The sequence below is a fragment of the Kribbella deserti genome (assembly GCF_042434725.1).
Taxonomy (GTDB): Bacteria; Actinomycetota; Actinomycetes; order Propionibacteriales; family Kribbellaceae; genus Kribbella; species Kribbella deserti.
Genome location: NZ_JBHLTC010000008.1, coordinates 25,259 through 49,343 on the forward strand (window position 1 = coordinate 25,259; position 24,085 = coordinate 49,343).

Here is a 24,085-nt window from a genome sequence, read left to right on the forward strand (position 1 = left end):
GTCGGATCAGCTGGTGGGGAGAATCGCGTAGAGATCGATGCCGTTGCCGGACGGATCCGCCACGGTCGCGTACCGCATGCCCCAGGGCGCATCCCATGGCTCTTGCAATTCGGTAACCCCAGCGGCGGCCAGTTCGGCGTACTTGGCGTCGACGGCCGCGGGCGACTCGAGCTGGAACGCGAGGAACGTCCGCCCGGCCGAAGGTGCCGACCACCCGGCGGTGATCTTGGTGCGCGCCTGGTCGGTGTCGAGCATGAGGTGCAGCCCGTTGGGCAGATCGCAGCCGGCGTGGTCGGACGGCATATGCGGATCCGGGACGAACTCCAGCCCGAGGAGCCGGTAGAAGTCGATCGCGGCGCCCAGGTCGGTCACGCAGATGTCGAGCACATTCAGGGTCGGTTGCATGCCGGTCTCCTGTGGAAGTGAGGTTGCTGTCGTAAGGGAGACGATCGGCGCGCAGCCGAATACGACAGGCAGCCGGAATTGCTCAAGCCGGCCGGGTGGCGCGACCCATCGCGTGCGGGGACGCCGGCGACGGTTTGTCCGGCGGGAAGGCGAACCGCTCGAGCTCGTCGATCAGGAAACCTGCCGCGCCGATCGCGGAAACGGTGTCCCGGCCGAGGTGGCATCCACCCATCAGGCGTGGCCAGAGCGTCGCGTCGGCGATCCGCTGTACCCGGGCGAGGCGGGTGCCGGTCTGGGCCGCGACGTGCTCGTAGAACCGCAGCTCACCACCTGGCCGCAGTACGCGGAACGCTTCGTCGAGCGCGGCGCCCTGGTCCTCCACCGAACACAGCACAAGGCACATCACGACCGCGTCCACCGTGCCGGCGTCGACGGGCAGCTCACTCGCGAGGCCTTCCACGACCTTGATGTCGGCCGATGCCTCAGCGGCAGCCTGCGTCGCTTTGGCCCTGAGGTAGGGATCCGGCTCGATCGCCACGACGCCTGTCACACCCGCCGGATAGAACGGGAAGTTGCCACCATCGCCGGCGCCAACCTCGACAACGCGACCAGTCAGGCCCTCGAGAAGCTGCCGTCGGTGCTCGGTGACGCCCTGGCTGTCCATGGTGGGCCGCAACCGGACATAGATCCGGGCGAAGAGCGGGTGCGACAGGGTTGGGCTCATACGACGACCGTGCTGCGTTGGGCCGCACAGTGTCAACCACGCCTCGCCGGGCAGCGTCACCGCAGCCCGATCGGCTGAACTGGTCAGCGGACGCCGCGGGGGCGGAACTGGATGCTGATGCGAGGGCCGACGTACTTGGTGGTTTTGGGTATGGCATGTTCCCACGTGCGCTGGCAGGAACCGCCCATGACGATGAGATCGCCGTGGCCGAGCTGGTGCCGAATGGTCTCTCCACCACCGCCTCGTGGACGTAGTAGCAGCGCTCGCGGCGCGCCAACGGACAAGATCGCGACCATCGTGTCGACGGTGTTGCCGCGCCCGAGGTTGTCGCCATGCCAGGCGACGCTGTCCCGGCCGTCGCGGTAGTAGCAAAGCCCAGCCGTCCGGAACGGCTCCCCCAGCTCCTCCGCGTAGTGCGCGCTCAACGTCGCCTTGGCCTCAGTCAGCACCGGGTCGGGTAAGGGCGTGCCCTCGTCGTAGAAGCAGAGCAGGCGCGGCACGTCGACGACTCGGTCATACATCTGCCGGCGCTCTTCCCGCCAGGGCACGTCCGCGGCCAACCGGTCGAACAGCGGGTCTGCTCCGCTCAGCCAGCCGGGCAGTACGTCGATCCAGGCCCCGCGCGACAGAGATGTGCGCCGGAGGCCGGTCAACGCCGTCAGAGCAGGCTCGTCCACCTGATCGAAAAGCGATGCCTGAAGCGCGGTCATGACCCCACAATACCTCGCCTGCTCGAACAGGTGTTCCCTTAAAACCCAGCCTCGGCCGGCACCAGGTGGCGACACGAGGCGACTGGGAGCCACATCTAGGCATAGGTAGAGGCCGAGTGACGGGGCGTGTCATCAAAATGTCATCGCGGCCACGGATCGTACGTGCATGAACGGTCACCCAGCGCGAACCCCGGCCCAGCCGGCCAGCGGCGGGATGACCGGGCGGCGGGTAAACCGTCGTCCCCGACGTGTCACTTCCTGGGGGTGCCTAACAATGCACAGGCTCTTGACGATCGTGGACCAGCCGGACCGGATCCATCGCGTGCCGGTGACCGATGGCGTGCACACGTTGCTCGCGGCGGCACGGCGTGAGGTGATCGCCTTGAGCACGCTTTCCGGTGCGGGCGGCATCCGGCACGAACCACCCGCCCGGCGCGGCTTGCGGTATCGCGCGGTGTTCCCCGACAGCGCCCGGAATTCGGCCGCCCAGTACCGACGGCTCAGCACGTTGGCGCTCGGCGGGGTGGACGTCCGTACGATGCCGGAGGTGCCGATCGACGCGCTGGTGATCGACGGCTCGATCGCGGTACTGCCGGCCGACTCGTCCACCGGCAACGTGCTCGTCCTGCGCCTGCCGAGCGTGGTGACCACCGCCACCGAACTGTTCGAGCGGATCTGGCCCGTCGCCGTGCCGCTGGCGGCCGGTGATCCGCCCACGGACGCCGACGTCACCGACCGCGAGCGGGACCTGCTTCGGCTGCTCGCGCTCGGAGCGACCGACGAGGTCACGGCGGCTCAGCTCGGCATCTCGGTTCGCACGGTCCGGCGTTCGATGGCGCAGCTCATGCACCGCCTCGGCGCCCGGAGCCGTTTCCAGGCGGGCGTGAAGGCGGCCGATCGCGGCTGGCTCGTGGATCCGGCCAGCAACCGGGACCACCTCGGCACCCGCGCCAGCTAAACCCAGCCACACGCCGGAATAATGGCTTGCCCGGCGACGTACGTCGGGACCCTCATCCCGGCCGATCGCGCCTCCAGACCACATGCGGACGCGACAACCACGAGCGGCCCGGGCTTCCCCTAGCCTTGGCGGCATGAGTGACTGGCGAGCTGACCGGATCGGATCGGCGCTGCGTGGCGAGAACCCGACCGTGCTGGCCCGGCTGGCGACCGGGTTCGCGGTGATCGGCGACAACCAGCACCTGCCCGGGTACTGCGTCCTGCTCACCGACAACCCCGCCGAGGATCGCCTGGCCGACCTGCCACGCGAACGCCGACTCGCCTTCCTCGCCGACGTGGATCTGCTCGGGGAGGCGGTACATCGGGTCTGCCAACGCCGCGATCCGCAGTTCCGCCGGGTCAACTACGCCGTTCTGGGCAATTTCGACACCTACCTCCACGCCCATATCCACGCGCGCTACGACTGGGAACCGGCCGAGTTCATCATCGGGCCGGAAACCAGCTATCCCCGCTCGTACCGCGAGAACGCGCCCCTCGGTCCAGAGCACGACGAGCTACGCGAGGCGCTCGTCGCGGAACTGGCCGACCTGAGAACTCGCTACAGCTGATTCAGCCCATGGCGTCGACCACCCGCTCGGGCACGGCGATGTAGAAGCCGAGCAACGGCATAGCCACTTGCTCGCACAGCCGACGGGCAGCGTCCGCCCACGCCCGGTCGACCGGAGTGACGTCGGGCAGGCCGGTCCTGGCGAGAGCCATCAGCAGACCGGCCTCAGGTCTTGTTTGGCGAACCAGCTCGAACAACGGCCGGAGCAAGAGCCCGAACTCCTCCGGCCGTTTCGCCCCGATATTCCCAATGGCCATCGGCGCGCGCACGCGGTTCTGGCCGTCGCAGAAGAGCAAGTAGAGCGTGCCCTCGCGCCGGCCCTCCTCGGTCACGAACAGGTCGACGATGTCAGCCGTCAGCTGCGGGTCCGCAACCGACCGGTCCTGCCAATCCAGTGGTAGATCCTGAAATCCCATGCAGGGAGAATGCACCGGTTTTCAGCCCGGATCCGCGTTATCCACAAGCCAATTTGGCGCTGATCGGAGAAACTCCGGCGAAGCGAAGCCGCAGGGCTGGGTGGCACCTGATCCACCCAGCCCCGCGACGTCAGACCCGATCCCGTGCGGAGACGTCAGGCCCCGGCCAGCACCGCCCGCGTGTCAGTCTGCGACGCTTCCAGCTCCCGAACCAGCGGCAGTACCTTGGCGCCGAAGTACTCGATCTCTTCCTGGAAGTGCAGGAAGCCGCCCAGGATCAGGTCAACGCCCCGCTGCCGATAGGCCACGATCCGCTCCGCGATCTGCTCGGGCGTTCCGATCAGCTGCGTCTTGAAGCCGTCGTTGTACTGGACCAGATCCTCGAACGACGAGTCCGCCCACATGCCTTTGCCGTTGGGCGCGGAGGCGCCCGCCTGCGTAACCGCGTCGCGGAACCCCTCGACCGCAGGTTTGTTGGCCTTGGCAACGATCTCGCGCAGCACCTCGCGGGCCTCCTTCTCGGTATCCCGCGCGATGATGAAGCCGTTCAGCCCGAACTTGACCTCACGACCCGCCTGCCGCGCACTCCGCTGTACGTCGACAAGCTGTTCGGTCACGCCATCGAAGTCCTTGCCATTGGAGAAGTACCAGTCGGAGTACTTGCCCGCGTTGTCCCGGGCAGCGGTCGAGTTGCCGCCCTGGAACAGTTCAGGAACCACGGTCGGCTTGGGCTTCAGCGTGAAGTTGCGGATCCGGTAGAAGTCCCCGGCAAACTCCACGTTGTCCTCCGTCCACAGCCGGCGCAGTACCTGCAGGAACTCGGCAGACCTCCGGTAGCGCTCGTCGTGCTCGAGCCACGGCTCTCCCAGGGAGGTGAACTCCCCCTTGAACCAGCCACTGACCACGTTCACCGCGAACCTGCCGTTGGACAGGTGGTCCGCCGTCGCCCCCAGCTTCGCGAGTACGCCTGGCTGCCAGAGGCCGGGATGAACCGCTGCGATCACCTTGAGCCGCTCAGTCGCCAGCAGCAGCGCAAGGCTGAAGCTGGTCGACTCGTGCTGGAACTCGGCGCCGTAGCTGGCGGTGTAGCGGACCTGGCTCAGCGCGTACTCGAAGCCCGCGCGCTCGGCCGTCTGCGCGAGCACCTTGTTGTACTCGTAGTCCCAGCTGGTCCGCTGTTCGATGTCACTGGTGACCAGACCGCCACTGACGTTCGGAACCCAGTAGGCGAACTTGATCTGGTCGGACAATCTTTCCGTGGTCATGGACCTTGCCTCTCAGGAGTACCAGGTGGGCTCGGGCAGTTCGCCCGTGAGCAGGTGCCGGCCGACCTCGCGGCGCTTGTACGCGACGGGGTCGTGCAGCGTGTGCGTCCGTACGTTGCGCCAGAACCGGTCGAGGCCCTCCTTGGTCGCCGTGGCACGCGCCCCGGTGACCTCGAAGATCCGGCTGGTCACCTCCAGTGCCACGTCGGTGGCGCGCGCCTTGACCGCGGCCACGCGTACCTCGTGTTCGCCGCGCTCTTCGGCGGTGACGTTCCACGCGTTCTCGTGGATCACCTGCGCTTCGAGGGCGACGGCGTCGGTGAGCGCTTCGACCGCCCAGAGTTTCGAGGTGAGATCGCCGTAGATATCGATGACATACGGCTCATCCACGGCCTTCTCATAACCGCCATGCAACCAGGAACGGCTCTTTTCGCGGGTATACGTGACGGCCGTTTCCAGCGCACCCCGGGCAATACCCAGATAGAAGTTCACGAAGACCAGTTGAATCGTCGGCACATTCAGCGTGTTGTACACCCGGGGCTGGAAGACCTTATCGACGAAACCAGCCGCCTGGCCCCAGCCGACCCGAACGTGATTCAGGCTGACGCTGCCGCTTTCGGTGAGCCGCTGGCCGATGTTGTCCCAGTCGTCGTGGAAGTTCAGGCCGTCGATATCCGACGGCACGATGGCGAAAACGTGCGTGTCACTGCCCAGCAGCGTGCCCTCCAGCACGGTGACATCCGATACCTTGCCGCCGGTGGAGAAGGTCTTGTGGCCGTTGAAAACGATGGTGTCGCCCTCGTCGGTCACCACCACGTCCTCGTCGCGCGGATTGACCGCGCCGCCGAAGAACCACTTGTTTTTGGTGGCTTCCGCCTCGACGTGGGCAATCTGCTCAGGCGTACCGACCAGGCGTGCGGCCCAGAACCAGAGCAGGTGATAGCCGAGCAACTGGCCGATCGAGCCGTCCGCCGCCGAAACGGTCCGGATCACCTGGTACGCCGTGGGCCAGGTCTGGCCGCCACCGCCATGTTCAGCCGGCCCGAGCAAAGTAACGAGGCCGGATTCCTTCAACAGGCGAACCTCTTCGAACGGGGTGGCGCCGGCGCGGTCCCGCTCAGCGGCGTCGACGGCGAGAATCGCGGCCACCTCGGCGGCACGCTGGATCCATTCCTCGGGGTTTTTCGGATTCACGGCGGTCAGGGCAGGGCGATGCGAAACAGTGGTCATGGTCATTCCTCGTTCCAGGATGAGATCGTGCGATCGATTACGGACGCACAGGGGAATTCAGCGCCAGGACGGCAGCAGCCGCGGCGTACTACGGGAAACGAGGCGGATCAACACGCCTGCGAGGCGACACGCAGCAAATCGATGTGGCGGCGCTGCACCAAGATCAATTCGGCGGTCATGGGGTTAATGTCAACAGACCTACTAGACATTCGTCAACCACGTTCCAGTCCTTCTCATCATCCGGCACGGCAGACGAAAGTGGCCCATGAGATACGGGCCTAAATGGCACTGCCGCGTGGGCCGCTCAACTTCTAGGCTCGAACCACCGAGTCCAGGGAGCTGACATGACCACTACCGCCGTACGCCGAACCGCCGGCCTTCTACCGCCCGCAGGTCACGCCAGGGGTTTGGCGCTTGCTCAGTTGGCCAACGCCATCGGCGACGGCGCCTTCCTCGTCACGTCGGCCCTGTTCTTCACCCGAGTAGTCGGCCTGAGCGCGGGCCAGGTCGGCCTAGGCCTCACGATCGCCTGGGCGCTGGGATTCCTAACCGGCGTCCCACTCGGCCATCTGGCCGACAGACGAGGCCCGCGCGGCACGGCGATCCTGCTGGCCGTTCTCACCGCTACAGCCGTCGGGGCGTTCCTCTTCGTCCGGTCGTTCCCGTTGTTCGTACTAGCCGCGATCGTCTACGCGACAGCTCAAACAGGTTTGGCCGCGGCTAGACAGGCACTACTCGCTGGACTGGTTGATGCGGCTGAGCGAACCACCGTACGGGCGTACCTCCAGTCGACCGTCAACGCGGGACTAGCCATCGGAGCCGGCCTAGGCGGTTTGGCCCTCACGGTCGACACCACCACGGCGTACCTGGTCGTATTCGCCATCGACGGCCTGAGCTTCCTCGTGGCGGCTATGGCGCTGCACCGACTCCCGGCGGTCCCAGCGGCAACCACCCGAGTTGCCGGGCCGAGGCTCGCCGTACTGCGGGACAAGCCTTACGCCGTACTCACCTTGCTCAACTCGATCATGTTGCTCTACATGCCGTTGCTGAGTCTGGTGATGCCGTTGTGGATCGTCACCCGTACGGACGCACCCGGGTGGACTATGGCGGCACTCCTCGTGCTCAACACCATGGCTGTCACCTTGTTCCAGGTGAAGTTCGCCCGGCGGGTTACCAGCCTTCAGAGCGCGGCCAAGTCGGTACGGACGGCAGGCGTGGCCATGCTGCTCGCCTGCGCGGTATTCGCAGTCTCGGCCGCAGGACTGTCGACGGAGTCCGCTGTGCTGGTACTGGGACTTGGCGCAGCTCTACTGGTTGTTGGCGAGATGTTGCTTGCCTCGGGCTCTTGGGAGATCAGCTTCGGTTTGGCGCCTGCGGACAAGCAAGGCCAGTACCAGGGCTTCTTCGGAAGTGGGCCGGCTATTGCCCGCATGCTCGGCCCGGTCCTCCTTACGACGGTAGTGCTCGGCTGGGGCCCGATCGGCTGGCTAGTGGTTGGTGCGCTGTTCCTAGGAACCAGTTGGCTGACTGGTCCCGCCGTACGATGGGCAGCACGGAGTTCCTTGCCTACAAAGGAGTATGCGCACTGATGGAAATCCCCGGACTGGTCGAGATCACCTCTCCCGAAGAGCTGCGGGAGATCGTTCCGCCGCCCCTGAAGGCCACCGCCGAGAAGGCCCGACCCGCTCTGCATGAGCTCGACCGCCAGTGGCTTGCCGCGTCGCCGTTCTGCCTGGTCGCCACCTCCGATGCCGACGGCAACTGCGACGTCTCCCCGAAGGGCGACCCGGCCGGCCTGGCCCTCGTGCTGGACGACCGCACGATCGCCCTGCCGGAGCGCCCGGGCAATCGCCGGATGGACGGATTCCGCAACATTCTGAGCAACCCGCACGTCGGCCTGATCTTCATCCTGCCCGGCCGTGGCGACACGCTGCGCATCAACGGACGCGCCCAGCTGGTCAAGGACGCGCCGTTCTTCGACCAGATGGTGGTGAAGGGTCATCGCCCTCAGCTGGCGCTACTGGTCGAGATCGACGAGGTCTTCCACCACTGCTCGAAGGCCTTCCTCCGCTCCAGCATCTGGAAGCCGGAGACCTGGAACCTCGACGCCGTGCCAAGCCGCCCGCGCATCGCCAAGGCGCTCGAGCGGCCGAACGACGACCTCAATTTCCTCGAGCAGTACTACGGCCCCAGCTACGCCGACCGGCTGTACGCGTCCTGACGTTACGCAGCCGTCACGACTCCGCCACGCAGTCCCCGGCCGCTCGCCGACAGCTCCGATATGCTTACCGAGCTGCCGGCATGGCGAGTTCGGACACAATGTAGGAGAAGGCGGATAAATGGGGCAGGCCGTCACCGAAGATCACTCCGCCGCGGCGCAAGAATTGTCGCCGCAAATGCGACATTTGATTCGCGAGGTCGAGCGAATCATCGACGAAAGCATTGAAGCCGCCCGCCGTGCGCGGAGGCGCAGCAAGCTGTGGAACGTTGTGCACCTCTCATTCGGGCTACCTGCTGCAGTGCTGGCAGCAATAGCAGGCGCGGCTGGGCTTGCATCACCTGGTGGGCGTGTCCCCGCTGCGATCCTTGCCTTGTGCGCAGCAAGCCTGTCCGCGGCGGTTGGATTCGTTCGCCCTGAGGCTCGACAGGTATCGAACCTACAACGGCGGTACGCTTGGCAGGACCTGGAGCGCAGGGCCCGGCTGGCATTGGCCCGTGAGGCTTATATGGGACCGGAAGAACTCTATGGAGCACTCTCCGGTCTCCTTGATCTCCGTAATGGCGTTCCGTCATCGGCACTCGTCTTCATTGAGTCAGTCAGCTCACAGTCAACCTCGCCCTCACCTGCCAAAGAGCCTGCCATTTCGGGACCACCCGAAGCCGACGCCTGACGGCTAAGCAGCGCTGCGACTACTCCCACGGGCGCAGCGGCGGATACGCCGTGGCGACGATGATTTTGTCGCTGCCGGGCTCTACGGTTCATACGTGACCAGTACTCAGCCCGAATCCCGCCGGCAGCAGCTGCGCCGGTTGTGGATGCCGCTTGCGGTCGGCGTGGTGCAGGTCGCCGGGTCGTTCGGCGCTTATCGCGGCCAGGCCGACCGGCGCGAGCCCGACCTGCTGATGGTGCTGCTCGCGCTGATCGGGCCGATCGCCTTGTACTGGTTGCGCCGCCGGCCCGTGGTCGTGTTGACCGCGGTGACGGTGTCAACGCTCGCGTACATGCTGCTGCAGTATCCGTACGGCCCGATCATCCTGAGCTTCGTCATCGCGGTGTTCTCGGTTGTGATCGCGGGCCATCGGCTGGCCGGCTGGATCGCGACGGCCGGGCTCTACTGCGGGCATGTGCTCGGTCGAATGGTGCTCGGCATCAACGAGGACGGGGTCTACCAGAGCCTCGCGGTCGGCGCCTGGTTCGTGGTGATGGTCGTGGTCGCCGAGCTGGTGCGCAACGGCCGCGAGCGCTCGGCCGCCGTCGCGCGGACCCGCAAACAAGAGGAACTACGCCGCGCGGGCGAGGAGCGGCTGCGGATAGCCCAGGAGCTGCACGATGTGGTAGCGCATCACATCTCGCTGATCAACGTGCAGGCCGGTGTCGCGCTGCACCTCGTGGACCGGCAACCCGAGCAGGCGGGGACGGCGCTGGCCGCGATCAAGGAGGCCAGCAAGGAGGCGCTGGTTGAGCTGCGCTCCATCGTCGGCGTGCTGCGGCAGTCCGACGAGTCCGCGCCACGACAACCCGTGCCCGGCCTCGAGCGGCTCGGGCAACTACTCAACCGGACCTCCGGCGCCGGGCTGGAGGTGCAGCAGACCACCGCCGGCGCGCCGCATCCCCTGCCGACCAGCGTGGAGCGCGCGGCGTTCCGGATCATCCAGGAGTCGCTGACCAACGTCGTTCGCCACAGCGGCGCAACCTCGGTCCAGGTCCACCTGCAGTACGGCGGCACCGCCTTCGAGGTGCGCGTGGACGACAACGGCCGCGGCGTGCCCGAAACGGTTGTCGAAGGCAACGGCCTGGTCGGTATGCGGGAGCGCGCGACGGCCCTCGGCGGTTCGCTGAGCATCACCCGGTCGCCCAGTGGCGGCTTCCGGGTGACGGCTCAGTTCCCCATCACTGCGGCAGACGAACGTGATCCGGATTGAGGTCCGACACCTGACGCACGCCGAGCAGAGCCATCGTGCGCCGAATCTCCGCGCTGAGGATGTCCGCCGATCGCTGCACGCCGCGCTCTCCCCCGGCCATCAAGCCGTACAGGTAAGCCCGGCCGACCAGGCACGCGTCAGCTCCTAGCGCCAGCGCCGCCACGATGTCGGCGCCACTCATGATGCCCGTGTCGAGGTAGACCTCCGCGTTGTCGCCGACCGCCTTCGAAACCTCCGGCAGGATGCGCAGCGGGGTTGGCGCCCGATCGAGCTGGCGACCGCCATGGTTGGAGAGCACGATCGCGTCGGCGCCCGCGTCCACCACCCGGCGCGCGTCCTCTGCGGTCTGGATGCCCTTGACGATCAGCGGGCCGGACCAGATCGAACGCAACCAGGCCAGGTCGTCGATCGTCATCGTCGGGTCGAACAGCTTGTCCAGCAGCTCCGCGACCGTACCGTCCCAGCTCGACAGCGAGGCGAAGGTGAGCGGCTTGGTGGTCAGCAGGTTCATCCACCACGCGGGATGCGACGCCGCGTCCAGCACGGTTTTCGCCGTCAGCGATGGCGGAATCGTGAACCCGTTCCGTACGTCGCGAAGGCGCGCACCCGCGACTGGCACATCCACCGTCAGCATCAGCGCCTCGTACCCGGCGGAGGCGGCGCGCTTGACCAGGTCCTCCCCCGAGTCGCGGTCCTTCCACACGTACAGCTGGAACCACTTGCGCGCGTTCGGCGCGGCCGCGGCGACATCCTCGATCGAGGTGGTTCCCATCGTCGACAGCGCGTACGGAATGCCGGCCCGATCGGCCACTCGCACGACGGCGCTCTCACCCTCGTGGTTCATCATCCGGGTGAACCCGGTCGGCGCGAACGCGAACGGCTGCGCGGACCGCTTCCCGAGCATCGTCGTACCGGTGTCGATATCTGACACGTCGCGCAGGATCGACGGCCGCAGCTCCATCTCGGCAAAGAGGCGGCGGGCCCGGCCCAGGCTGATCTCCCGCTCGGCCGCGCCGTCGGTGTAGTCGAAGACCGACCGCGGCGTACGACGCTTCGCGATCGCGCGCAGGTCCGCAATGGTCAGGGCCTTGCTAAGCCGGCGCTCGGTCGGATCCAGCGTCAGCGGCTTGGGACGCAGCAGCGGCTTCAGCTCGGACCAGCGGGGAATCTGGCGGTCGGTCATGCGAACTCTCCGGGATCTCAGCGTCGCGCCCGACGGGCCTGACGGTGTTCGATCGTGTGGTCTGACCACACTGTACGTCCTGTGGTCTGACCACACCACTACAGTGTCCGTATGAAGAACTACGAGCTCGTCCTCAGCCACGTCGAGGCCGATCTCGCCGCGGGCCGCCTGCGCCTGGGCGGTCGCCTTCCGGGTGAGCGCGCGCTGGCCGAACAGCTCGGCATCAGCCGGCCTTCGGTACGCGAGGCGATCCGTGTTCTGGAGGCGCTCGGCGTGGTCCGGACGGCTGTGGGCTCGGGCCCGGACGCTGGAGCGGTGATCGTGGCCGAGCCGAGCTCCCCGATGACCTCGCTGCTGCGGTTGCACTTGGCCACGAACCACCTGCCGATCCGGGACATCGTGCAAACCCGCGTCCTGCTCGAGTCCTGGGCAGCGCGCGAGGCCGCCACCCGGACCGACGTCGAGCCGGAACTCCAGGCCGCGGAGGCCCTGCTCGACACGATGGACGACCCGTCGATTCCGCCGGAGGACTTCCACCTGCTCGACGCGGAGTTCCACGTCGCCTTGTCCGGTCTCGCGGGCAATGTGCTGATCGCGGCCGTGATGTCCTCGCTGCGATCCGCCATCCACGGGTACGTGCTGGCCGCCGTACCGAACCTGCCCGACTGGGACGCCACCGCGATCGGCCTCCGCGCCGAACACCGCGCCATCATTGCCGCCATCCGCGCCGGCGACCCCACCCGCGCCGCCACCGAGGTCACCTCCCACATCGAAGGCTTCTACCGAGCCGCCCGCCTCGGCTGACCCTTGCTCGCTGTACGCCGGAGGCCGGGGATGAGCACGGCGCCAACGGTCAGGTGGAGTAGGACCAGGCCCAAGGCGTCGGACCAGCCGACGGCTTGGACGATGGGGCTTGGGAGCGAGAGGACCAAGGACGTTGAGGCGGCGACGGTGTAGATCCACGATGGGTTGATTGGACGGCCGCTGCTGTGGCGGCGACTGGTGGCAAGGCGTTCCAGGGTGGTCAGAAAGGCCCATGCCAGCAGAGCCATCACCAGGGCGGAGAAGACCACCGAGACGATGTCCACCTTGCGGGTGGATGGACCCCAGCTGACCTCCAGGTCGACGCCGGTCATGCGGAGAACAGCCCAGACCAAGGCGGCCATTCCTACGGTTAGCGCGGTGATCTGCAGGCGGTGCAGCTTCAGGTTGGAGCGGGTGGTCGTCATTTGTGTGGTCATCAGGGTTCACCGTTCGTCGAGGCCAACTGTTGGGGATGAGCTTGCTGGTGGCGGGCACCACTCGGCATCGGCCTGGTGGCTAAGAAGGGGTAGGCCGAAGATCCACAGACCTAGACTTTGGTCGGTACTCGGCGGGCTGAACGCGGCCTACTGTCGGGCCTATGGAATGCGACGAGATGACGGCGCGGCCGCCAAGGTGGATGCCGCCGGCGGCGGTGGCTGCGATCGCGGTGTTCACAACGGCCACCATCGTCGGGCGCCACACCAACTCGGATGGCGCCGGGCTGTTGGCGCTCGACATCGCAATCGGCGTGCTCTGCTGCGGACTGACGCTGCTGCTGTTCACCAGGCCTGCCACCGGAGCGCTTCCGATGGCTTTGCTCGCGGCGGCTTCTCCGGCGGCAACAACCGCGGCCACGCTCGGCACGTTGATGACGGCCCGCCGCCGCCCATTCCGGACCGCCGCCGCGATCGCTCTCGCCGGGATCGCGGGTCATGCCGTGCAGGGACTTTGGCGCCCGATCACCGGCCTGGGTTACTGGTGGTACGTCGTCTTGGTTGTGGCGGTCCATGCCGCCCTACTCGCCTTCGGGGCGATGGCCCACGCCCGGCAGGCGCTGCTTGATTCGTTGCGGGAGCGGGCTCAGCGAGCCGAGGCCGAGCAGGAGCGGCGCGTGGCGGAGGCTCGAGCGATGGAGCGCAATCTGATGGCTCGGGAGATGCACGACGTGCTGGCGCACCGGTTGTCCCTGCTGGCGACGTACGCCGGGGCGCTGGAATATCGGCCCGAGTCGTCGCCGGAGCAAATCGCTCGTGCGGCGGGGGTGGTTCGCGAGGGCGTGCATCAGGCGCTCGACGAATTGCGCGACGTGATCGGTGTGCTCCGGCGCTCCGAGATCGACCACCTGTCCGGGGAGAGCCTCAGCGACGGCAGGCCGCAACCGACGGTCAACGACCTGGCCAGACTGGTTGAGGAGTCGCGCGGCGCCGGTCATGTCATCCGGTACAACGCCACCCTGCGGCGGGCTGAGCTGTTGCCCTCAGCAACGGTGCGGACCGCCTACCGCGTGATGCAGGAAGGGCTCACGAACGCGCGACGGCACGCCGCTGGAGAACCCGTGACCGTCAACCTGCAGGGCGAACCAGGCGCCGATCTGGTCATCTCGATCGTGAATCACCGGAGCAGGCTCCCGACTGCCACGGTCGGCAGCGGGATGGGCTTGGTCGGCTTGACCGAACGGGTGAACCTCGCGGGAGGCCAGCTGGATCATCGAACCGATCCAGAAGGGCGATGGTGTTTGGAGGCGTCGCTACCGTGGCCGTCATGATGCAGGCACCAACAGCCGAGGACGATATGACGGTGGTCCGGGTGCTGGTGGTCGACGACGATCCGCTGGTCCGGGCCGGACTGGCGATGATGCTGGACGGCGCGAAGGGGATTTCCGTGGTAGCCGAGGCCGCCGACGGCGAGGAAGTACCGGACGCGGTCAACGCACATTGGCCCGAGGTGGTGCTGATGGACATCCGGATGCCCCGGATGAACGGCATCGAGGCCACGCGCCGCCTGCGGGCGCGTCCGAATCCGCCGGAGGTTGTCGTCCTGACCACCTTCGACAGTGACGACAACGTGCTCAACGCTTTGCGCGCTGGGGCCTGCGGGTTCCTACTCAAGGACAGCCCACCCGTGGACATTGTCACGGCGGTGCTCAAGGCTGCCGCGGGTGAGCCGATCCTGTCCCCCACGATCACCCGCCGCCTGATGGACCGGGCGGCCACCGCGGCCGGCGCGCACGAACGGGCCCGGCAGGTGCTCGCTCGCCTCAGCCCTCGTGAGCACGACGTGATGCTCGCGATCGCGAGAGGCCGTTCGAACGCGGAGATCGGCGCCGACCTGTTCATGAGCGTCGCCACGGTCAAAGCCCACGTCACGCGAATCCTCACCAAACTAGAAGTCGGCAACCGCACCCAAGTAGCCCTCCTAGCCCACGACGCCGGCCTCGCCTAACCCACCAGGAGTCACCAGCACGACGTTCAGACCGGCGTCGGCAACGCCACCGGCGTACCCGCCCATACGGCGCACGGGCGCCCTTCACCACGAGCCAATTGGGACCGCGGGGAGGCGGCTCAGGTCAACGCGCGCCGAGAGGCAGTTGGCGTGAGCGCGCGCTTGGTGACGCTGGGGTGGGTTAGCGTGGGCGGGTGATTCGGGTTCTGCTGGCTGATGACCAGGCGTTGGTGCGGGCTGGGTTCCGGGCGTTGTTGAGCGCCGAGGATGACATCACCGTTGTTGGTGAGGTTGCGGATGGCGCCGAGGCGGTGCGAGTCGCCCGCGTGGAGAAGCCGGATGTTGTGTTGATGGATATCCGGATGCCGGGCATGGATGGGCTGGAGGCGACTCGGCTGATTGGGGCCGATCCTTCGCTGGTTGACGTGCACGTGGTGATTCTGACGACGTTTGATCTGGACGAGTACGTGTTCGAGGCTCTGCGGATTGGGGCGAGCGGGTTTCTCGTTAAGGACACGGAGCCGGTGGAGTTGCTGCAGGCTGTGCGGGTTGTTGCTCGCGGGGATGCCTTGCTGTCGCCTGGGGTGACGCGGCGGTTGGTGGCGGAGTTTGCGTCGCGGAGTCGGCAACCCCATGCCACCAAGGAACTTGACGTATTGACCGAGCGCGAGCGGGAGATCGTGGCGCTTGTCGGTGAAGGCCTTTCGAACGACGAGATCGCCGCGCGGCTGGTGCTCAGTCCCGCGACGGCCAAGACCCATGTCAGCCGTGCGATGATCAAGCTTGGTGTGCGCGATCGCGCTCAGCTCGTCGTAGTGGCGTATCAGACGGGTCTCGTCCGCCCCGGCTGGCTGGGCTAAGCGGCCAGCCAGTCAGACGTCGGGCCTATTCGGGTCGCCATGCTGTGAGGACGGCCGACGCGCGGCATCGGTCTCTCCAACTTCGAGGCGAACCTCAACGCACCGTTCGACTATTCGAACGGGAGACCGATCAACCCGACCAGCTAGTGGCGCAACCACCTCGTCCGCGACGTCGAGATCACCGCTGACTCTAGTGAGGCTCCAGCATTCGGGCATGCTGAGTGCTGCTGCATCTGTGGCGGCACGGGTGCTCGATTCGCCTTGTGGATAACGAGATCCGCGTTGATGGGCGCGATATAATCGAGAGTATGTTCGATCCGATTGCTGATGAGCTCGACGTGGACCAGACGCTGGACCGCGGCGCGGCAGCGCGTGCCGCCGAGAACGCCGCTCAGGTTGAATTGATTTTAGTTGCTTTGCACTACGCCGATCTCAACGCGACCGTGGAGCCGCCGACGGAGGGCGAGATCGTGCCGGGGATCGAGCGGTTGCGGGTGTTCGGCGGTGAGGGGTGTCCGCCGCTGGCGGAGTTTTGTGCGATGGAGTTCGGTGGGCGGCTCGGTATGTCGCACGGGGCCGCGGCGGCCTATCTGGGCGAAGCGCTCGCACTGCGGCACCGGTTCCCTAAGACCTTCGCGCAGGTTCTGGCCGGCAAGGCCGAACCGTGGCGCGCCCGTCAGATCGCCCGCGCGTGTTTGTCGCTGAGTTTGGTCGCGGCGGGAATCGTCGACGAGCGGGTGAATGCGATCATCAACAAGGTCTCACCAGCGCGTCTGGGCCGGATCGTTGCTGCCGCGAAGATGCAGGCCGATCCCGAGAAGGCGAAGGCAGACGCGGAGTTGCTCGCGCGGCAGCGTGGTGTCTGGCTCGGTCAAGCCAACGAGCATGGCACCAAGTCGGTGATCGCCCGCACCGCGGTCGGTGACGCGAACCGGCTGGACGCAGCGGTCGAAGAGCTGGCCGAGATCTTGGCGCTGTGCGGTGATACCGACAGCCGCCAACAACGCCGCGCCAAGGCCCTTGGCCTCCTCGCCGATCCGGCCGCCGCCCTCAAACTACGCCAACACGGCCGCCAAAAAGCCTCCACTTCTGCCACCTCCGCCTCCGCCTCCACCTCCGCCTCCGCCTCCACTGCAGCTGCCGATGCCCATGCCGATGGCGATGCCGCCGGTGGTGGCACGGGCGATGGGGCGGCCGATGGCGACCCGCATGGCAGCGCTGGCGAGAACGACGCCGCTAGCCGTGATGCTGACGGCGGTCGGGCGCACATGGCTGGAGCTGAATCCGAGGACCGCAAGGACCGCAAGCACCGCAAGCACCGTGAGGCCGGCGAGGACCATGAGGCCAGCGCTACAGGGGACGTGCCGCTGGATCGGTTGCTGACTGACATCAAGTACCGCAGCAAGCGGACGCCGCACACCTTCTACGTGCACATCACCGACGCAGCCCTGCTCTCCGGCGAAGGCGTCGCGCGGGTAGAAGGAATCGGCCCGATGCTGGTAGCGCAGCTGAAGGAACTAGTCGCTCACGAACACGTCGTCCTCAAGCCGGTCATCGACCTGCGAGAACAGATCAGCGTGGACGCCTACGAAGCACCCCACCGGCTCAGAGAGTGGATGAAACTGCGCTACCCGACTCCGATGGTGCCCTGGGCAACAACCGAGACAACCCAGGGCACGGACCTTGACCATGTGCGGCCGTTCAGCAAGAACGGTCCACCCGGCCAAACCAGCACAAAAAACCTCACACCGGTCACACGCCTGCCGCACAACGCCAAAACCCACGGCGGCTGGCGCAACCTCATCCTGCCCGACGGCAGCATCGAATGGACCAGCCCACGAGGAGCCCGCTACCTGGTCGACCACACCGGCACCCAATACCTCGGCCAAGTCAACCTCACCACCGGAGCCCTCACCCCACCCCCAGGAGCCCTCATGCCATCCCCGCAAGGAGCCCTTACGCCATCCTCTCCAGGAGATCTCACGTCGACCTCTCCAGAAGGCCTTGATCCAGAGCCGTCGCCTTCAGCGGGCCAGACGTCGAGGGTGGTCGACATCAGCGGCCCCCGACCACGCACCCGGCCCCGCCCCCGCCGATGACCCCGCACTCGCGGACGCCCCCAAGGCCGCCGTAGCAGAACAGCGTCCGCGGAACGGCCGAGCCGGCCCCGCTCGAGCGTCCCACTCGGCTCGTCCGCGCGCGCCATCTTGGCCGGGTCGGGTTAGCGCATGGCGGAGACGCCTGGGTACTCCCCCGGAGGTAGGGATGGTCACTCCCGCGGGACGACGCGCGGGACGACTGCGGCGCGGGAGGGTCGGGGTATGACTACTACTGTTGCTCCGCTGGTTGAGGTGACTGGCCTGACCAAACGCTATGGCGACACCATCGCGGTCGATGGGGTTGATCTGACCGTCCGGCCCGGCGAGGTGTACGGCTTCCTTGGGCCGAACGGCGCTGGGAAGACCACCACCCTGCGCATTCTCACCGGGCTCATCTCGCCATCGAGTGGCCAGGTCCGGGTGCTCGGCGGACGGCCCGGCCAATCTGATGTACTCAGACGGATCGGGAGCCTGATCGAGGCGCCGGCGTTCTACCCGTACTTGTCCGGTTTGGACAACCTGCACCTGCTGGCCGAGTACGCCGGCGTGCCGCGTAGGCGGATCGATGAAGTGCTCGAGCTGGTGGATCTCACCTCCCGCGCACGGGACCGCTTCTCGACGTACTCCCTCGGCATGAAGCAGCGCCTTGGTGTCGCGGCGGCCCTGCTCAAGGACCCCGAACTGGTGATCCTCGACGAGCCGACGAACGGCCTCGATCCGGCGGGGATGCGGGATATGCGTCAGCTGATCCGCGAACTCGGCACGGGCGGTAGGACTGTGCTGCTGTCGAGCCACCTGCTGGGCGAGGTGCAGCAGATCTGCGATCGCGTCGGCATCATCAGCCACGGCCGGATGGTCGCCGAACACGATGTGCGAGAGCTCAGTGCCCAGCAGGACCTCGTGATCAGCGCGAAACCGCTGGACAAGGCCGAGCGGATCATCGCCGACCTGCTCGGTGCCGACGCGGTCCACGCGTATGACCGGACGTTGCGCGTGCAGGTCGATCCAGCCCGTACGGCGGAGCTGAACCGGCACCTGGTCGAGGCGGGCATCGCCGTTTCCGAGCTCCGTACCACCGAACGCGCTCTGGAAGACGTCTTCTTCCAGCTCACCCAGAACGACCTGATTCAAGAGGAGAAGACCGATGTTGGGTAGCTATCGCGCGGAGGTACTGAAGCTGCGGAAGCGCGCGGCCGTCTGGGTGTTGTTCGCGGCCGGGCTGGTGCTCAGCCTGATCTTCGGCTATCTCCTGCCGTACCTGAGTTACGCGACCGGCGACGACAACCAGCAGACCGCCGGAGTGCCGCGAGACCAAGTGCTGAAGGGCATTCTGCCCGAAGGCGTGCTCGACAACACGGTCGGCGGTTTCCCGGTCTTTGCGGGCGCGCTCGCGCTGGTGCTCGGCGCGATCGTGGTTGGCGGGGAGTACGCGTGGGGAACGCTCAAGACGATCCTGACTCAGCGTCCGGGCCGGATTCAGGTACTGATCACACAGGTCCTCGCGCTCGTCACGATGCTGGCAGTCTGGGTGCTCGGCATCTTCGCTGCCTGCGCCCTATGCAGTATCGGCATCGCCGCCGCGGAGAACGGCCCGATGAACTGGCCCGGACCGTTGGCGATGGCCCAAGCCCTCGGCAGCGGCCTGCTGGTCCTGACCACCTGGTGCCTGTTCGGCGCGCTGCTGGCCGTTGCCTTCCGCAACGTCGCGCTGCCGATCGGTCTAGGCGTCGTATGGATCCTGGGCGTTGAGGCACTACTCGCAGGCGTCGTTGCTAGCCTCTTGCCCGATCTGGACCTCATCGCGAACTTGATGCCAGGAGCCAATGCGGGATCGCTGATCTTCGCCGCGACGGATATGGCCGCCTTGGACGCTCCGCCCGGCGTACGCGACGCCGTCAGCGGGAGCCGCGCACTAGTCACTCTGTTCGCCTACGCGGCCTTCTTCACCGTGACAGCCGCCATCTCAATGAGAAGGCGCGACGTGACTTAGAGCGGTGGAGATGGTCAAACCCGCGCAGTCGAGTGCAAGCTCGCAGAACATCGCATTAGCCCAGGAGAACCATTCCCGGGTGAAGACGGCCGGATCGTCGCAGTGGAACGACTCGTGCATCTGGCCCGTCCCGCCATCCGTATCCCGCAACAACCTCAGAAGCCGCAGTTTCTCCTCCGATGAGTCACTGCTCAGTCCCTGCACCGCCAGAGCAATAGGCCAAACGTGCCGCTCTGGGGTGTGGGGACTACCTATGCCGACTGCAGCGGTCCCCTCGTAGTAGTACGGGTTGTCCTCGCTCAGCAGCAGCGCACGCGTCGCCAGGTAGACCGAGTCCGTCCGCGAGGCATAACCAGTCAGCGGCAGAGACAGCAGGCTCGGCATGTTCGCGTCATCCATGAGCAAAGAGCCGCCTAGACCGTCCACCTCGTAGGCGTAGACCCTGCCGTGCCGCGGATGCTCCACTACGCCGTACGCCTGGATGCCGGCGTCGATCTGCACTTGCAGGTCGATGGCCCGCGCGGCCAGTTCGGGGTCGTCAAGCACCTCACGCGCCAGCACGTCCAGATAGCCCAGCACCACCGAGGCGAACATGTTGCCCGGTACGTTGAACCCGTACGTGGTTGCGTCGTCGCTAGGCCGGAAGGCGCTCCACGACATCCCAGTCGGTCGCGTCAACGGCCCGAGGCCGTCGCGGACCAGGGTGTCAGTTGGCGCCTCACCGTGCCGCTGGAACCGGTACGGCGATCGCGCCTCGTGGTCCTGCTCGACGGTCCAGAGGTCCAGGATCGCCCGAGCGGCTACGGCGAACCGCTCGTCGATCACGTCCTTGCGCCCGGTGATACGCCACAGCCGGTAGGCCAGCTCGATCGGATAACACAGCGAGTCGATCTCGTACTTGCGCTCCCACACCCACGGCGACATCTCGGTCGCGTCGGTGGTGTGCCCGGCTCCGTTGGCCTCGCGGTTGAAGGCGTTCGCGTAGGGGTCGTGCGCGACGTACTCCAACTGACGGTGCAGCACGCCGATGAGGATGTCCTGCAGCGCCGGGTCCTGCCCGCACAGCACCAGGTACGGGCGCAACTGCGCGGCCGAGTCCCGCAACCACATGGCGGGAATATCGCCCGTGAGCACGAAGGTGGTGCCGTCGCCAAGGCGTTCGGCCACGGCCGGCAGGTTCTCCCGCATCGAGCGTTCGAACAGCTCCGCCACCACGGGATCACCGGTCGCCCGGCGGACCTCGTCGACTGCCCGGGCCAAAACCTGACGATCGATCACTGCATCACCTCTCGAGAATTCGGCATCAGCCGAGCAACAGCACGGACGGATTGGGCGAGAACGTGTGATCCAGCACCAGGCTCGCCGCGCCAACGGCACCCACGTCCACGCCGAGCGACGTACCGACGGCGGCGAACGGATGAACGGCGCGGACCAGGAAGCGCTGTTCCAGTTCCGCGCTTACGGCGGGACCGAGCAGAGGCCCGAGTCGTTCCCAGTGTGGGCCACCAAATACCACCCGGTCCAGATCGAGCAGGTTCGCGACGTCCTCGACCACCTTGGCGATCCGGGTCGCCAGCACCGACAGCAGCGGAGTTGCCCCGGGCAACGAGCAGAGCCGGGCGAACGCGGCGTCCACCTCATGACGATCGTCCAGGTCGATGCCCTCGGCAAGGATTCCGGCGGCGATGCCTTGCTGGACCAGATAGCGCGGCTGGCTCGATTCGCCGATACAGCCGCGACGGCCGCACGGGCAGAGCGGGCCGTCCGGGTCGGCGATGACGTGGCCGATCTCGCCCACGTTGCTGGACGAACCGCGCACTACCTCGTCACCGATGACCAGTCCGGCGCCAACGCCCGTACCGAGATAGAAGAAGACGAAACTGCCTTCGCCCTGCGGACCACCGGCCCACTTCTCGGCCGAGGCCGCCGCGGTCACGTCCTTGTCGAGCAGTACGGGCAAGCCAGTCCGACTGGCCAGCTCGTCGCGCAGCGGCACGTTGTGCCAGCCGGTGAGGTTCGGCGGATCGACCACCACCCCACGTTGTACGTCGATCGGCCCGGGCGCGGCGATACCGACACCGACGACCCGGCTCACTTCGATGCCGCTCGACTGGATCAGCTCGTCGATCGCGGAGGCGATCCCGTCGATCAACGCGGCGGGTTCGGCGGCCGCAGCTGGTTCGGACCGATGGCGAGCAACCACCTGGCCGGTCAGGTCGAGCAGTACGACGGTCACGATCGCAGGATCGAGGTGCACCCCGACGGCGTACTGGCCGGTGGGTTCGAGTGCGAGCAGCGTGCGGGGTTTGCCGAGGCCACCGTCGGCCGGACGGCGGCCCGCCTCGCGGATCAGGCCGGCCTCGAGCAGGCGACGGGTGATGTTCGAGATGGTCTGGCCGGAGAGGCCGGTGGCGGCGGCGAGTTCGACCCGGCTCAGCAGGTGCTCGGCTCGGCGGATCGCGTCCAGAATCACGATCTCGTTGAAGTCACCCACCCGGAGCAGGTTCGTCCCGCGCCGGGCCATGGGCAACTGACCGGCCATCAGCCTGCCGCCGGGTCGGCGCCCCACGGTTCGGACCAGCCGTACTTCACCGTGCCGCCGCCCGTCGCCCACTCCTGCGGCGTCGTGTTGTGCAGCCAGTCCAACGGTCGGATGCCACCGGCGTCACCACCGTCGAGCGCGATCCGGATCGCCGCACTGAGGTCGCGATCGGCCTCGTCGGTTCGCGCCGCGGGGTCGATCGACACGAACAGGGCCGTGCCCGACCGTGCCACCAGATCAAGGAAGCGGCGGTTCAGCCCCCACGGCGTCTGCGGGGTGCAGGGCACGCAGTCGGCGTCGAGCGCGAAGAACCGCCCATGCTGCGGCAGCCGGAAGGCCAGCGTGTTGACGCCCATCTTGCGAGTGCGTTCCCATTCGCGGCCCGAGGTGTCGTCACCCGTGCGCTGGATGTCGACCAGCCCGGCGGCGAGATGCCCAACGGTGTTGCAGCCGATCAGGACGAGGTCGTCGGCCGCTTCGCGGATCACCCGGTAGAAGTCCAGAATCACCTCGGCGGTCGTCCGGGTGGGATCGGCCAACTGCCAGCCGGAGTGAGTCAGCCCCGCGCCCATGGCAGGCCCGAACCGGCCGAAGACGTCGAACGTGCTGAAGTCGTGCTTGACCAGTTCGAAGCCCCAGTCGCGGAAGCGCTGGAGGTCCGCCCGGACCAGGTCGAGGACCTCGGGTCGCGACGGGTCGAGCGTGCGCTCGCGCCGCCCGGGCAGGCCCCACGGACCAGGCTCGCGGGACAGCAGCGGGCGGAACCAAAGGCCCGGCCGGGCGCCGATCTCCTTGACCGCGGCCGCCGTACCGGCGAGGTCGTCGAACAGCCCCGGCGTACCGCTGTCCCAGGGACCGCCTGACGCGGGACCACCCGGGTTCCAGCCGTCGTCGACCACGCTGAAGGGTTTGACCGGGTGGCCGTCGGCCAACTCGACGATGGTACTCGCGTCTTTCAGCACGGCCTTCTCGTCGAAGTCCACGCCGTACGCGTAGTACCAGTTGTTGGCCCCGACTGCCGGCGCGGGCTCAGGTCGCGCCGGCAGTCGGGTGCTCATGGTGGCGACTGCTGCTTCCAGCGTCGCCCAGGGATCGCCCGCGTCGGAGAACGAGCGAACCGTCGCGGCGGTCAGCACCCGGCTACCGAGCTCGACCGGGCCACCGCCGTTACGGAGGTCGAGCCACAGCGTCACACCGTCGGCGTCGACCGTCCAGGAACAGAAGGCGGCCGGCTGTACGTCGACCCCCATCCCGGTTGTCCGGCCGGTGACCGGGTCGTGCGCCAGCCAGTACCAAGGCAGGAACCGGTCGGGCTGAAGGTGCCGCCACTGCAGATCGCCATACGAACGCTCCCAGGCATCACCAAGGATCAGGGAACCCGGCGACGCCGGCAAGGCCCAGCGCACCGCGATCCGGGACAACCCGGCCGTGCTGCCCACCTCGACATCGGCCGAATCGTCGCGCTGTCGCCAGGTGATCTGGGTGTGCGAACCGGTCCACTGGTCCCCGGATGGGCGCAGCGCCGCCAGGTGGCTCGCGCCGTTGTCCTGGACAAAAACCGCGGTCGGACGGAACACCCGGCAGCCTCTCGCGTCGACGATTAACTCCAATGACTTTAGTTAGTTGCGCGAGCACGTGTCAAGGACGTTGACGGTTGCACTACTACTCGGGTAGACAAGCGGGGAATACGCTTTCCGCCCTTTGGAGG

At 67.0% G+C, this 24,085-nt stretch carries 24 protein-coding genes; 12 read left to right on the forward strand and 12 right to left on the reverse strand.

The window, feature by feature from the left end; all coding sequences use genetic code 11:
* Positions 1 to 6: 6 nt before the first annotated feature.
* The 3 genes from ACFFGN_RS07330 to ACFFGN_RS07340 all read right to left on the reverse strand — a co-directional run bounded on the left by ACFFGN_RS07330 (position 7) and on the right by ACFFGN_RS07340 (position 1,839).
* Entirely contained in the window at positions 7 to 405 is a 399-nt protein-coding gene (locus ACFFGN_RS07330; protein WP_380044572.1) for a VOC family protein, read from the reverse strand.
* 82 nt (positions 406 to 487) lie between these two features.
* Positions 488 to 1,129, reverse strand: coding sequence for a class I SAM-dependent methyltransferase (locus tag ACFFGN_RS07335; RefSeq protein WP_380044573.1), 642 nt, complete (start codon positions 1,127 to 1,129; stop codon positions 488 to 490).
* A gap of 83 nt (positions 1,130 to 1,212) precedes the next feature.
* Entirely contained in the window at positions 1,213 to 1,839 is a 627-nt protein-coding gene (locus tag ACFFGN_RS07340; protein ID WP_380044574.1) for an alpha-ketoglutarate-dependent dioxygenase AlkB, read from the reverse strand.
* 274 nt (positions 1,840 to 2,113) lie between these two features.
* On the opposite strand from ACFFGN_RS07340, the gene ACFFGN_RS07345 reads away from it, so the two are divergent.
* Together ACFFGN_RS07345 and ACFFGN_RS07350 are read left to right on the forward strand one after the other, a co-directional pair.
* Positions 2,114 to 2,797 carry a helix-turn-helix transcriptional regulator gene (locus tag ACFFGN_RS07345; RefSeq protein ID WP_380044575.1) on the forward strand — a complete coding sequence of 228 codons (684 nt, stop codon included), beginning with the start codon at positions 2,114 to 2,116 and terminating at the stop codon, positions 2,795 to 2,797.
* Positions 2,798 to 2,930: 133 nt separating this feature from the next.
* Entirely contained in the window at positions 2,931 to 3,404 is a 474-nt protein-coding gene (locus tag ACFFGN_RS07350) for an HIT family protein (RefSeq protein ID WP_380044576.1), read from the forward strand.
* Position 3,405: 1 nt separating this feature from the next.
* On the opposite strand, the gene ACFFGN_RS07355 is transcribed toward ACFFGN_RS07350, so the two are convergent.
* The 4 genes from ACFFGN_RS07355 to ACFFGN_RS07370 all read right to left on the reverse strand — a co-directional run bounded on the left by ACFFGN_RS07355 (position 3,406) and on the right by ACFFGN_RS07370 (position 6,523).
* Complete coding sequence (locus tag ACFFGN_RS07355; protein WP_380044577.1) at positions 3,406 to 3,819, reverse strand: hypothetical protein; 414 nt, start codon at positions 3,817 to 3,819, stop codon at positions 3,406 to 3,408.
* A gap of 155 nt (positions 3,820 to 3,974) precedes the next feature.
* A complete protein-coding gene (sfnG, locus tag ACFFGN_RS07360) occupies positions 3,975 to 5,084 on the reverse strand; it encodes a dimethylsulfone monooxygenase SfnG (protein ID WP_380044578.1) in 1,110 nt (369 codons plus the stop codon).
* A 12-nt stretch (positions 5,085 to 5,096) separates the two neighbouring features.
* Positions 5,097 to 6,314 carry an acyl-CoA dehydrogenase family protein gene (locus ACFFGN_RS07365; protein WP_380044579.1) on the reverse strand — a complete coding sequence of 406 codons (1,218 nt, stop codon included), beginning with the start codon at positions 6,312 to 6,314 and terminating at the stop codon, positions 5,097 to 5,099.
* 107 nt (positions 6,315 to 6,421) lie between these two features.
* Positions 6,422 to 6,523, reverse strand: coding sequence for a putative leader peptide (locus tag ACFFGN_RS07370; RefSeq protein ID WP_380044580.1), 102 nt, complete (start codon positions 6,521 to 6,523; stop codon positions 6,422 to 6,424).
* Positions 6,524 to 6,658: 135 nt separating this feature from the next.
* Between ACFFGN_RS07370 and ACFFGN_RS07375 the strand changes: the two genes are divergently transcribed.
* The 3 genes from ACFFGN_RS07375 (at position 6,659) to ACFFGN_RS07385 (ending at position 10,457) form a co-directional block, all read left to right on the forward strand.
* On the forward strand, positions 6,659 to 7,903 hold the full coding sequence (locus ACFFGN_RS07375; protein ID WP_380044581.1) for an MFS transporter: 1,245 nt from the start codon (positions 6,659 to 6,661) through the stop codon (positions 7,901 to 7,903).
* On the forward strand, positions 7,903 to 8,535 hold the full coding sequence (locus ACFFGN_RS07380) for a pyridoxamine 5'-phosphate oxidase family protein (RefSeq protein WP_380044582.1): 633 nt from the start codon (positions 7,903 to 7,905) through the stop codon (positions 8,533 to 8,535). Before ACFFGN_RS07375 ends, ACFFGN_RS07380 begins: the two co-directional genes overlap by 1 nt.
* Positions 8,536 to 9,299: 764 nt before the next feature.
* Positions 9,300 to 10,457 (forward strand): sensor histidine kinase, encoded by a 1,158-nt coding sequence (locus tag ACFFGN_RS07385; RefSeq protein ID WP_380044583.1) that lies wholly within the window; start codon positions 9,300 to 9,302, stop codon positions 10,455 to 10,457.
* Here the strand turns inward: ACFFGN_RS07385 and ACFFGN_RS07390 are convergent.
* Complete coding sequence (locus ACFFGN_RS07390; RefSeq protein WP_380044584.1) at positions 10,426 to 11,640, reverse strand: alpha-hydroxy acid oxidase; 1,215 nt, start codon at positions 11,638 to 11,640, stop codon at positions 10,426 to 10,428. The two genes, ACFFGN_RS07385 and ACFFGN_RS07390, sit on opposite strands and share 32 nt — an antisense overlap.
* Before the next feature lie 111 nt (positions 11,641 to 11,751).
* On the opposite strand from ACFFGN_RS07390, the gene ACFFGN_RS07395 reads away from it, so the two are divergent.
* Positions 11,752 to 12,444, forward strand: coding sequence for a FadR/GntR family transcriptional regulator (locus ACFFGN_RS07395; RefSeq protein WP_380044585.1), 693 nt, complete (start codon positions 11,752 to 11,754; stop codon positions 12,442 to 12,444).
* Here ACFFGN_RS07395 and ACFFGN_RS07400 read toward each other — a convergent pair.
* Positions 12,420 to 12,881 (reverse strand): DUF6069 family protein, encoded by a 462-nt coding sequence (locus tag ACFFGN_RS07400; RefSeq protein ID WP_380044586.1) that lies wholly within the window; start codon positions 12,879 to 12,881, stop codon positions 12,420 to 12,422. The two genes, ACFFGN_RS07395 and ACFFGN_RS07400, sit on opposite strands and share 25 nt — an antisense overlap.
* 161 nt (positions 12,882 to 13,042) lie before the next feature.
* Between ACFFGN_RS07400 and ACFFGN_RS07405 the strand changes: the two genes are divergently transcribed.
* The 6 genes from ACFFGN_RS07405 (at position 13,043) to ACFFGN_RS07430 (ending at position 19,835) form a co-directional block, all read left to right on the forward strand.
* Entirely contained in the window at positions 13,043 to 14,209 is a 1,167-nt protein-coding gene (locus ACFFGN_RS07405; protein ID WP_380044587.1) for a sensor histidine kinase, read from the forward strand.
* The gene (locus ACFFGN_RS07410) at positions 14,206 to 14,886 is read left to right on the forward strand and encodes a response regulator (protein ID WP_380044588.1); all 681 of its coding nucleotides are present in this window, start codon (positions 14,206 to 14,208) and stop codon (positions 14,884 to 14,886) included. Before ACFFGN_RS07405 ends, ACFFGN_RS07410 begins: the two co-directional genes overlap by 4 nt.
* A gap of 194 nt (positions 14,887 to 15,080) precedes the next feature.
* Entirely contained in the window at positions 15,081 to 15,746 is a 666-nt protein-coding gene (locus ACFFGN_RS07415; protein ID WP_380044589.1) for a response regulator, read from the forward strand.
* Positions 15,747 to 16,054: 308 nt separating this feature from the next.
* Positions 16,055 to 17,845, forward strand: coding sequence for a 13E12 repeat family protein (locus ACFFGN_RS07420; protein WP_380044590.1), 1,791 nt, complete (start codon positions 16,055 to 16,057; stop codon positions 17,843 to 17,845).
* 222 nt (positions 17,846 to 18,067) lie between these two features.
* Positions 18,068 to 19,000: an ABC transporter ATP-binding protein gene (locus ACFFGN_RS07425; protein ID WP_380044591.1), complete on the forward strand. Its 933-nt coding sequence runs from the start codon at positions 18,068 to 18,070 to the stop codon at positions 18,998 to 19,000.
* A complete protein-coding gene (locus ACFFGN_RS07430) occupies positions 18,990 to 19,835 on the forward strand; it encodes an ABC transporter permease (protein WP_380044592.1) in 846 nt (281 codons plus the stop codon). The genes ACFFGN_RS07425 and ACFFGN_RS07430 overlap by 11 nt, the downstream gene beginning before the upstream one ends.
* Here ACFFGN_RS07430 and ACFFGN_RS07435 read toward each other — a convergent pair.
* The 3 genes from ACFFGN_RS07435 to ACFFGN_RS07445 are packed head-to-tail and all read right to left on the reverse strand — an operon-like array spanning position 19,809 to position 23,954.
* Positions 19,809 to 21,113, reverse strand: coding sequence for a glycoside hydrolase family 125 protein (locus tag ACFFGN_RS07435; RefSeq protein ID WP_380044593.1), 1,305 nt, complete (start codon positions 21,111 to 21,113; stop codon positions 19,809 to 19,811). The two genes, ACFFGN_RS07430 and ACFFGN_RS07435, sit on opposite strands and share 27 nt — an antisense overlap.
* Before the next feature lie 25 nt (positions 21,114 to 21,138).
* Positions 21,139 to 22,404 (reverse strand): ROK family transcriptional regulator, encoded by a 1,266-nt coding sequence (locus ACFFGN_RS07440; RefSeq protein ID WP_380044594.1) that lies wholly within the window; start codon positions 22,402 to 22,404, stop codon positions 21,139 to 21,141.
* A complete protein-coding gene (locus tag ACFFGN_RS07445) occupies positions 22,377 to 23,954 on the reverse strand; it encodes an alpha-amylase family protein (RefSeq protein ID WP_380044595.1) in 1,578 nt (525 codons plus the stop codon). Before ACFFGN_RS07445 ends, ACFFGN_RS07440 begins: the two co-directional genes overlap by 28 nt.
* Between the last annotated feature and the right edge of the window lie 131 nt (positions 23,955 to 24,085).

Excerpts from the sequence above, each read along its gene's own strand:
- ACFFGN_RS07390 (WP_380044584.1), bottom strand. The coding sequence starts at position 11,640 with ATGACCGACCGCCAGATTCCCCGCTGGTCCGAGCTGAAGCCGCTGCTG.
- ACFFGN_RS07400 (WP_380044586.1), bottom strand. The coding sequence starts at position 12,881 with ATGACCACACAAATGACGACCACCCGCTCCAACCTGAAGCTGCACCGC.
- ACFFGN_RS07430 (WP_380044592.1), top strand. The coding sequence starts at position 18,990 with ATGTTGGGTAGCTATCGCGCGGAGGTACTGAAGCTGCGGAAGCGCGCG.
- ACFFGN_RS07395 (WP_380044585.1), top strand. The coding sequence starts at position 11,752 with ATGAAGAACTACGAGCTCGTCCTCAGCCACGTCGAGGCCGATCTCGCC.
- ACFFGN_RS07355 (WP_380044577.1), bottom strand. The coding sequence starts at position 3,819 with ATGGGATTTCAGGATCTACCACTGGATTGGCAGGACCGGTCGGTTGCG.
- ACFFGN_RS07330 (WP_380044572.1), bottom strand. The coding sequence starts at position 405 with ATGCAACCGACCCTGAATGTGCTCGACATCTGCGTGACCGACCTGGGC.
- ACFFGN_RS07345 (WP_380044575.1), top strand. The coding sequence starts at position 2,114 with ATGCACAGGCTCTTGACGATCGTGGACCAGCCGGACCGGATCCATCGC.
- ACFFGN_RS07410 (WP_380044588.1), top strand. The coding sequence starts at position 14,206 with ATGATGCAGGCACCAACAGCCGAGGACGATATGACGGTGGTCCGGGTG.
- ACFFGN_RS07335 (WP_380044573.1), bottom strand. The coding sequence starts at position 1,129 with ATGAGCCCAACCCTGTCGCACCCGCTCTTCGCCCGGATCTATGTCCGG.
- ACFFGN_RS07340 (WP_380044574.1), bottom strand. The coding sequence starts at position 1,839 with ATGACCGCGCTTCAGGCATCGCTTTTCGATCAGGTGGACGAGCCTGCT.
- sfnG (WP_380044578.1), bottom strand. The coding sequence starts at position 5,084 with ATGACCACGGAAAGATTGTCCGACCAGATCAAGTTCGCCTACTGGGTT.
- ACFFGN_RS07380 (WP_380044582.1), top strand. The coding sequence starts at position 7,903 with ATGGAAATCCCCGGACTGGTCGAGATCACCTCTCCCGAAGAGCTGCGG.
- ACFFGN_RS07375 (WP_380044581.1), top strand. The coding sequence starts at position 6,659 with ATGACCACTACCGCCGTACGCCGAACCGCCGGCCTTCTACCGCCCGCA.
- ACFFGN_RS07405 (WP_380044587.1), top strand. The coding sequence starts at position 13,043 with ATGGAATGCGACGAGATGACGGCGCGGCCGCCAAGGTGGATGCCGCCG.
- ACFFGN_RS07350 (WP_380044576.1), top strand. The coding sequence starts at position 2,931 with ATGAGTGACTGGCGAGCTGACCGGATCGGATCGGCGCTGCGTGGCGAG.
- ACFFGN_RS07420 (WP_380044590.1), top strand. The coding sequence starts at position 16,055 with ATGTTCGATCCGATTGCTGATGAGCTCGACGTGGACCAGACGCTGGAC.
- ACFFGN_RS07370 (WP_380044580.1), bottom strand. The coding sequence starts at position 6,523 with ATGTCTAGTAGGTCTGTTGACATTAACCCCATGACCGCCGAATTGATC.
- ACFFGN_RS07365 (WP_380044579.1), bottom strand. The coding sequence starts at position 6,314 with ATGACCACTGTTTCGCATCGCCCTGCCCTGACCGCCGTGAATCCGAAA.
- ACFFGN_RS07425 (WP_380044591.1), top strand. The coding sequence starts at position 18,068 with ATGACTACTACTGTTGCTCCGCTGGTTGAGGTGACTGGCCTGACCAAA.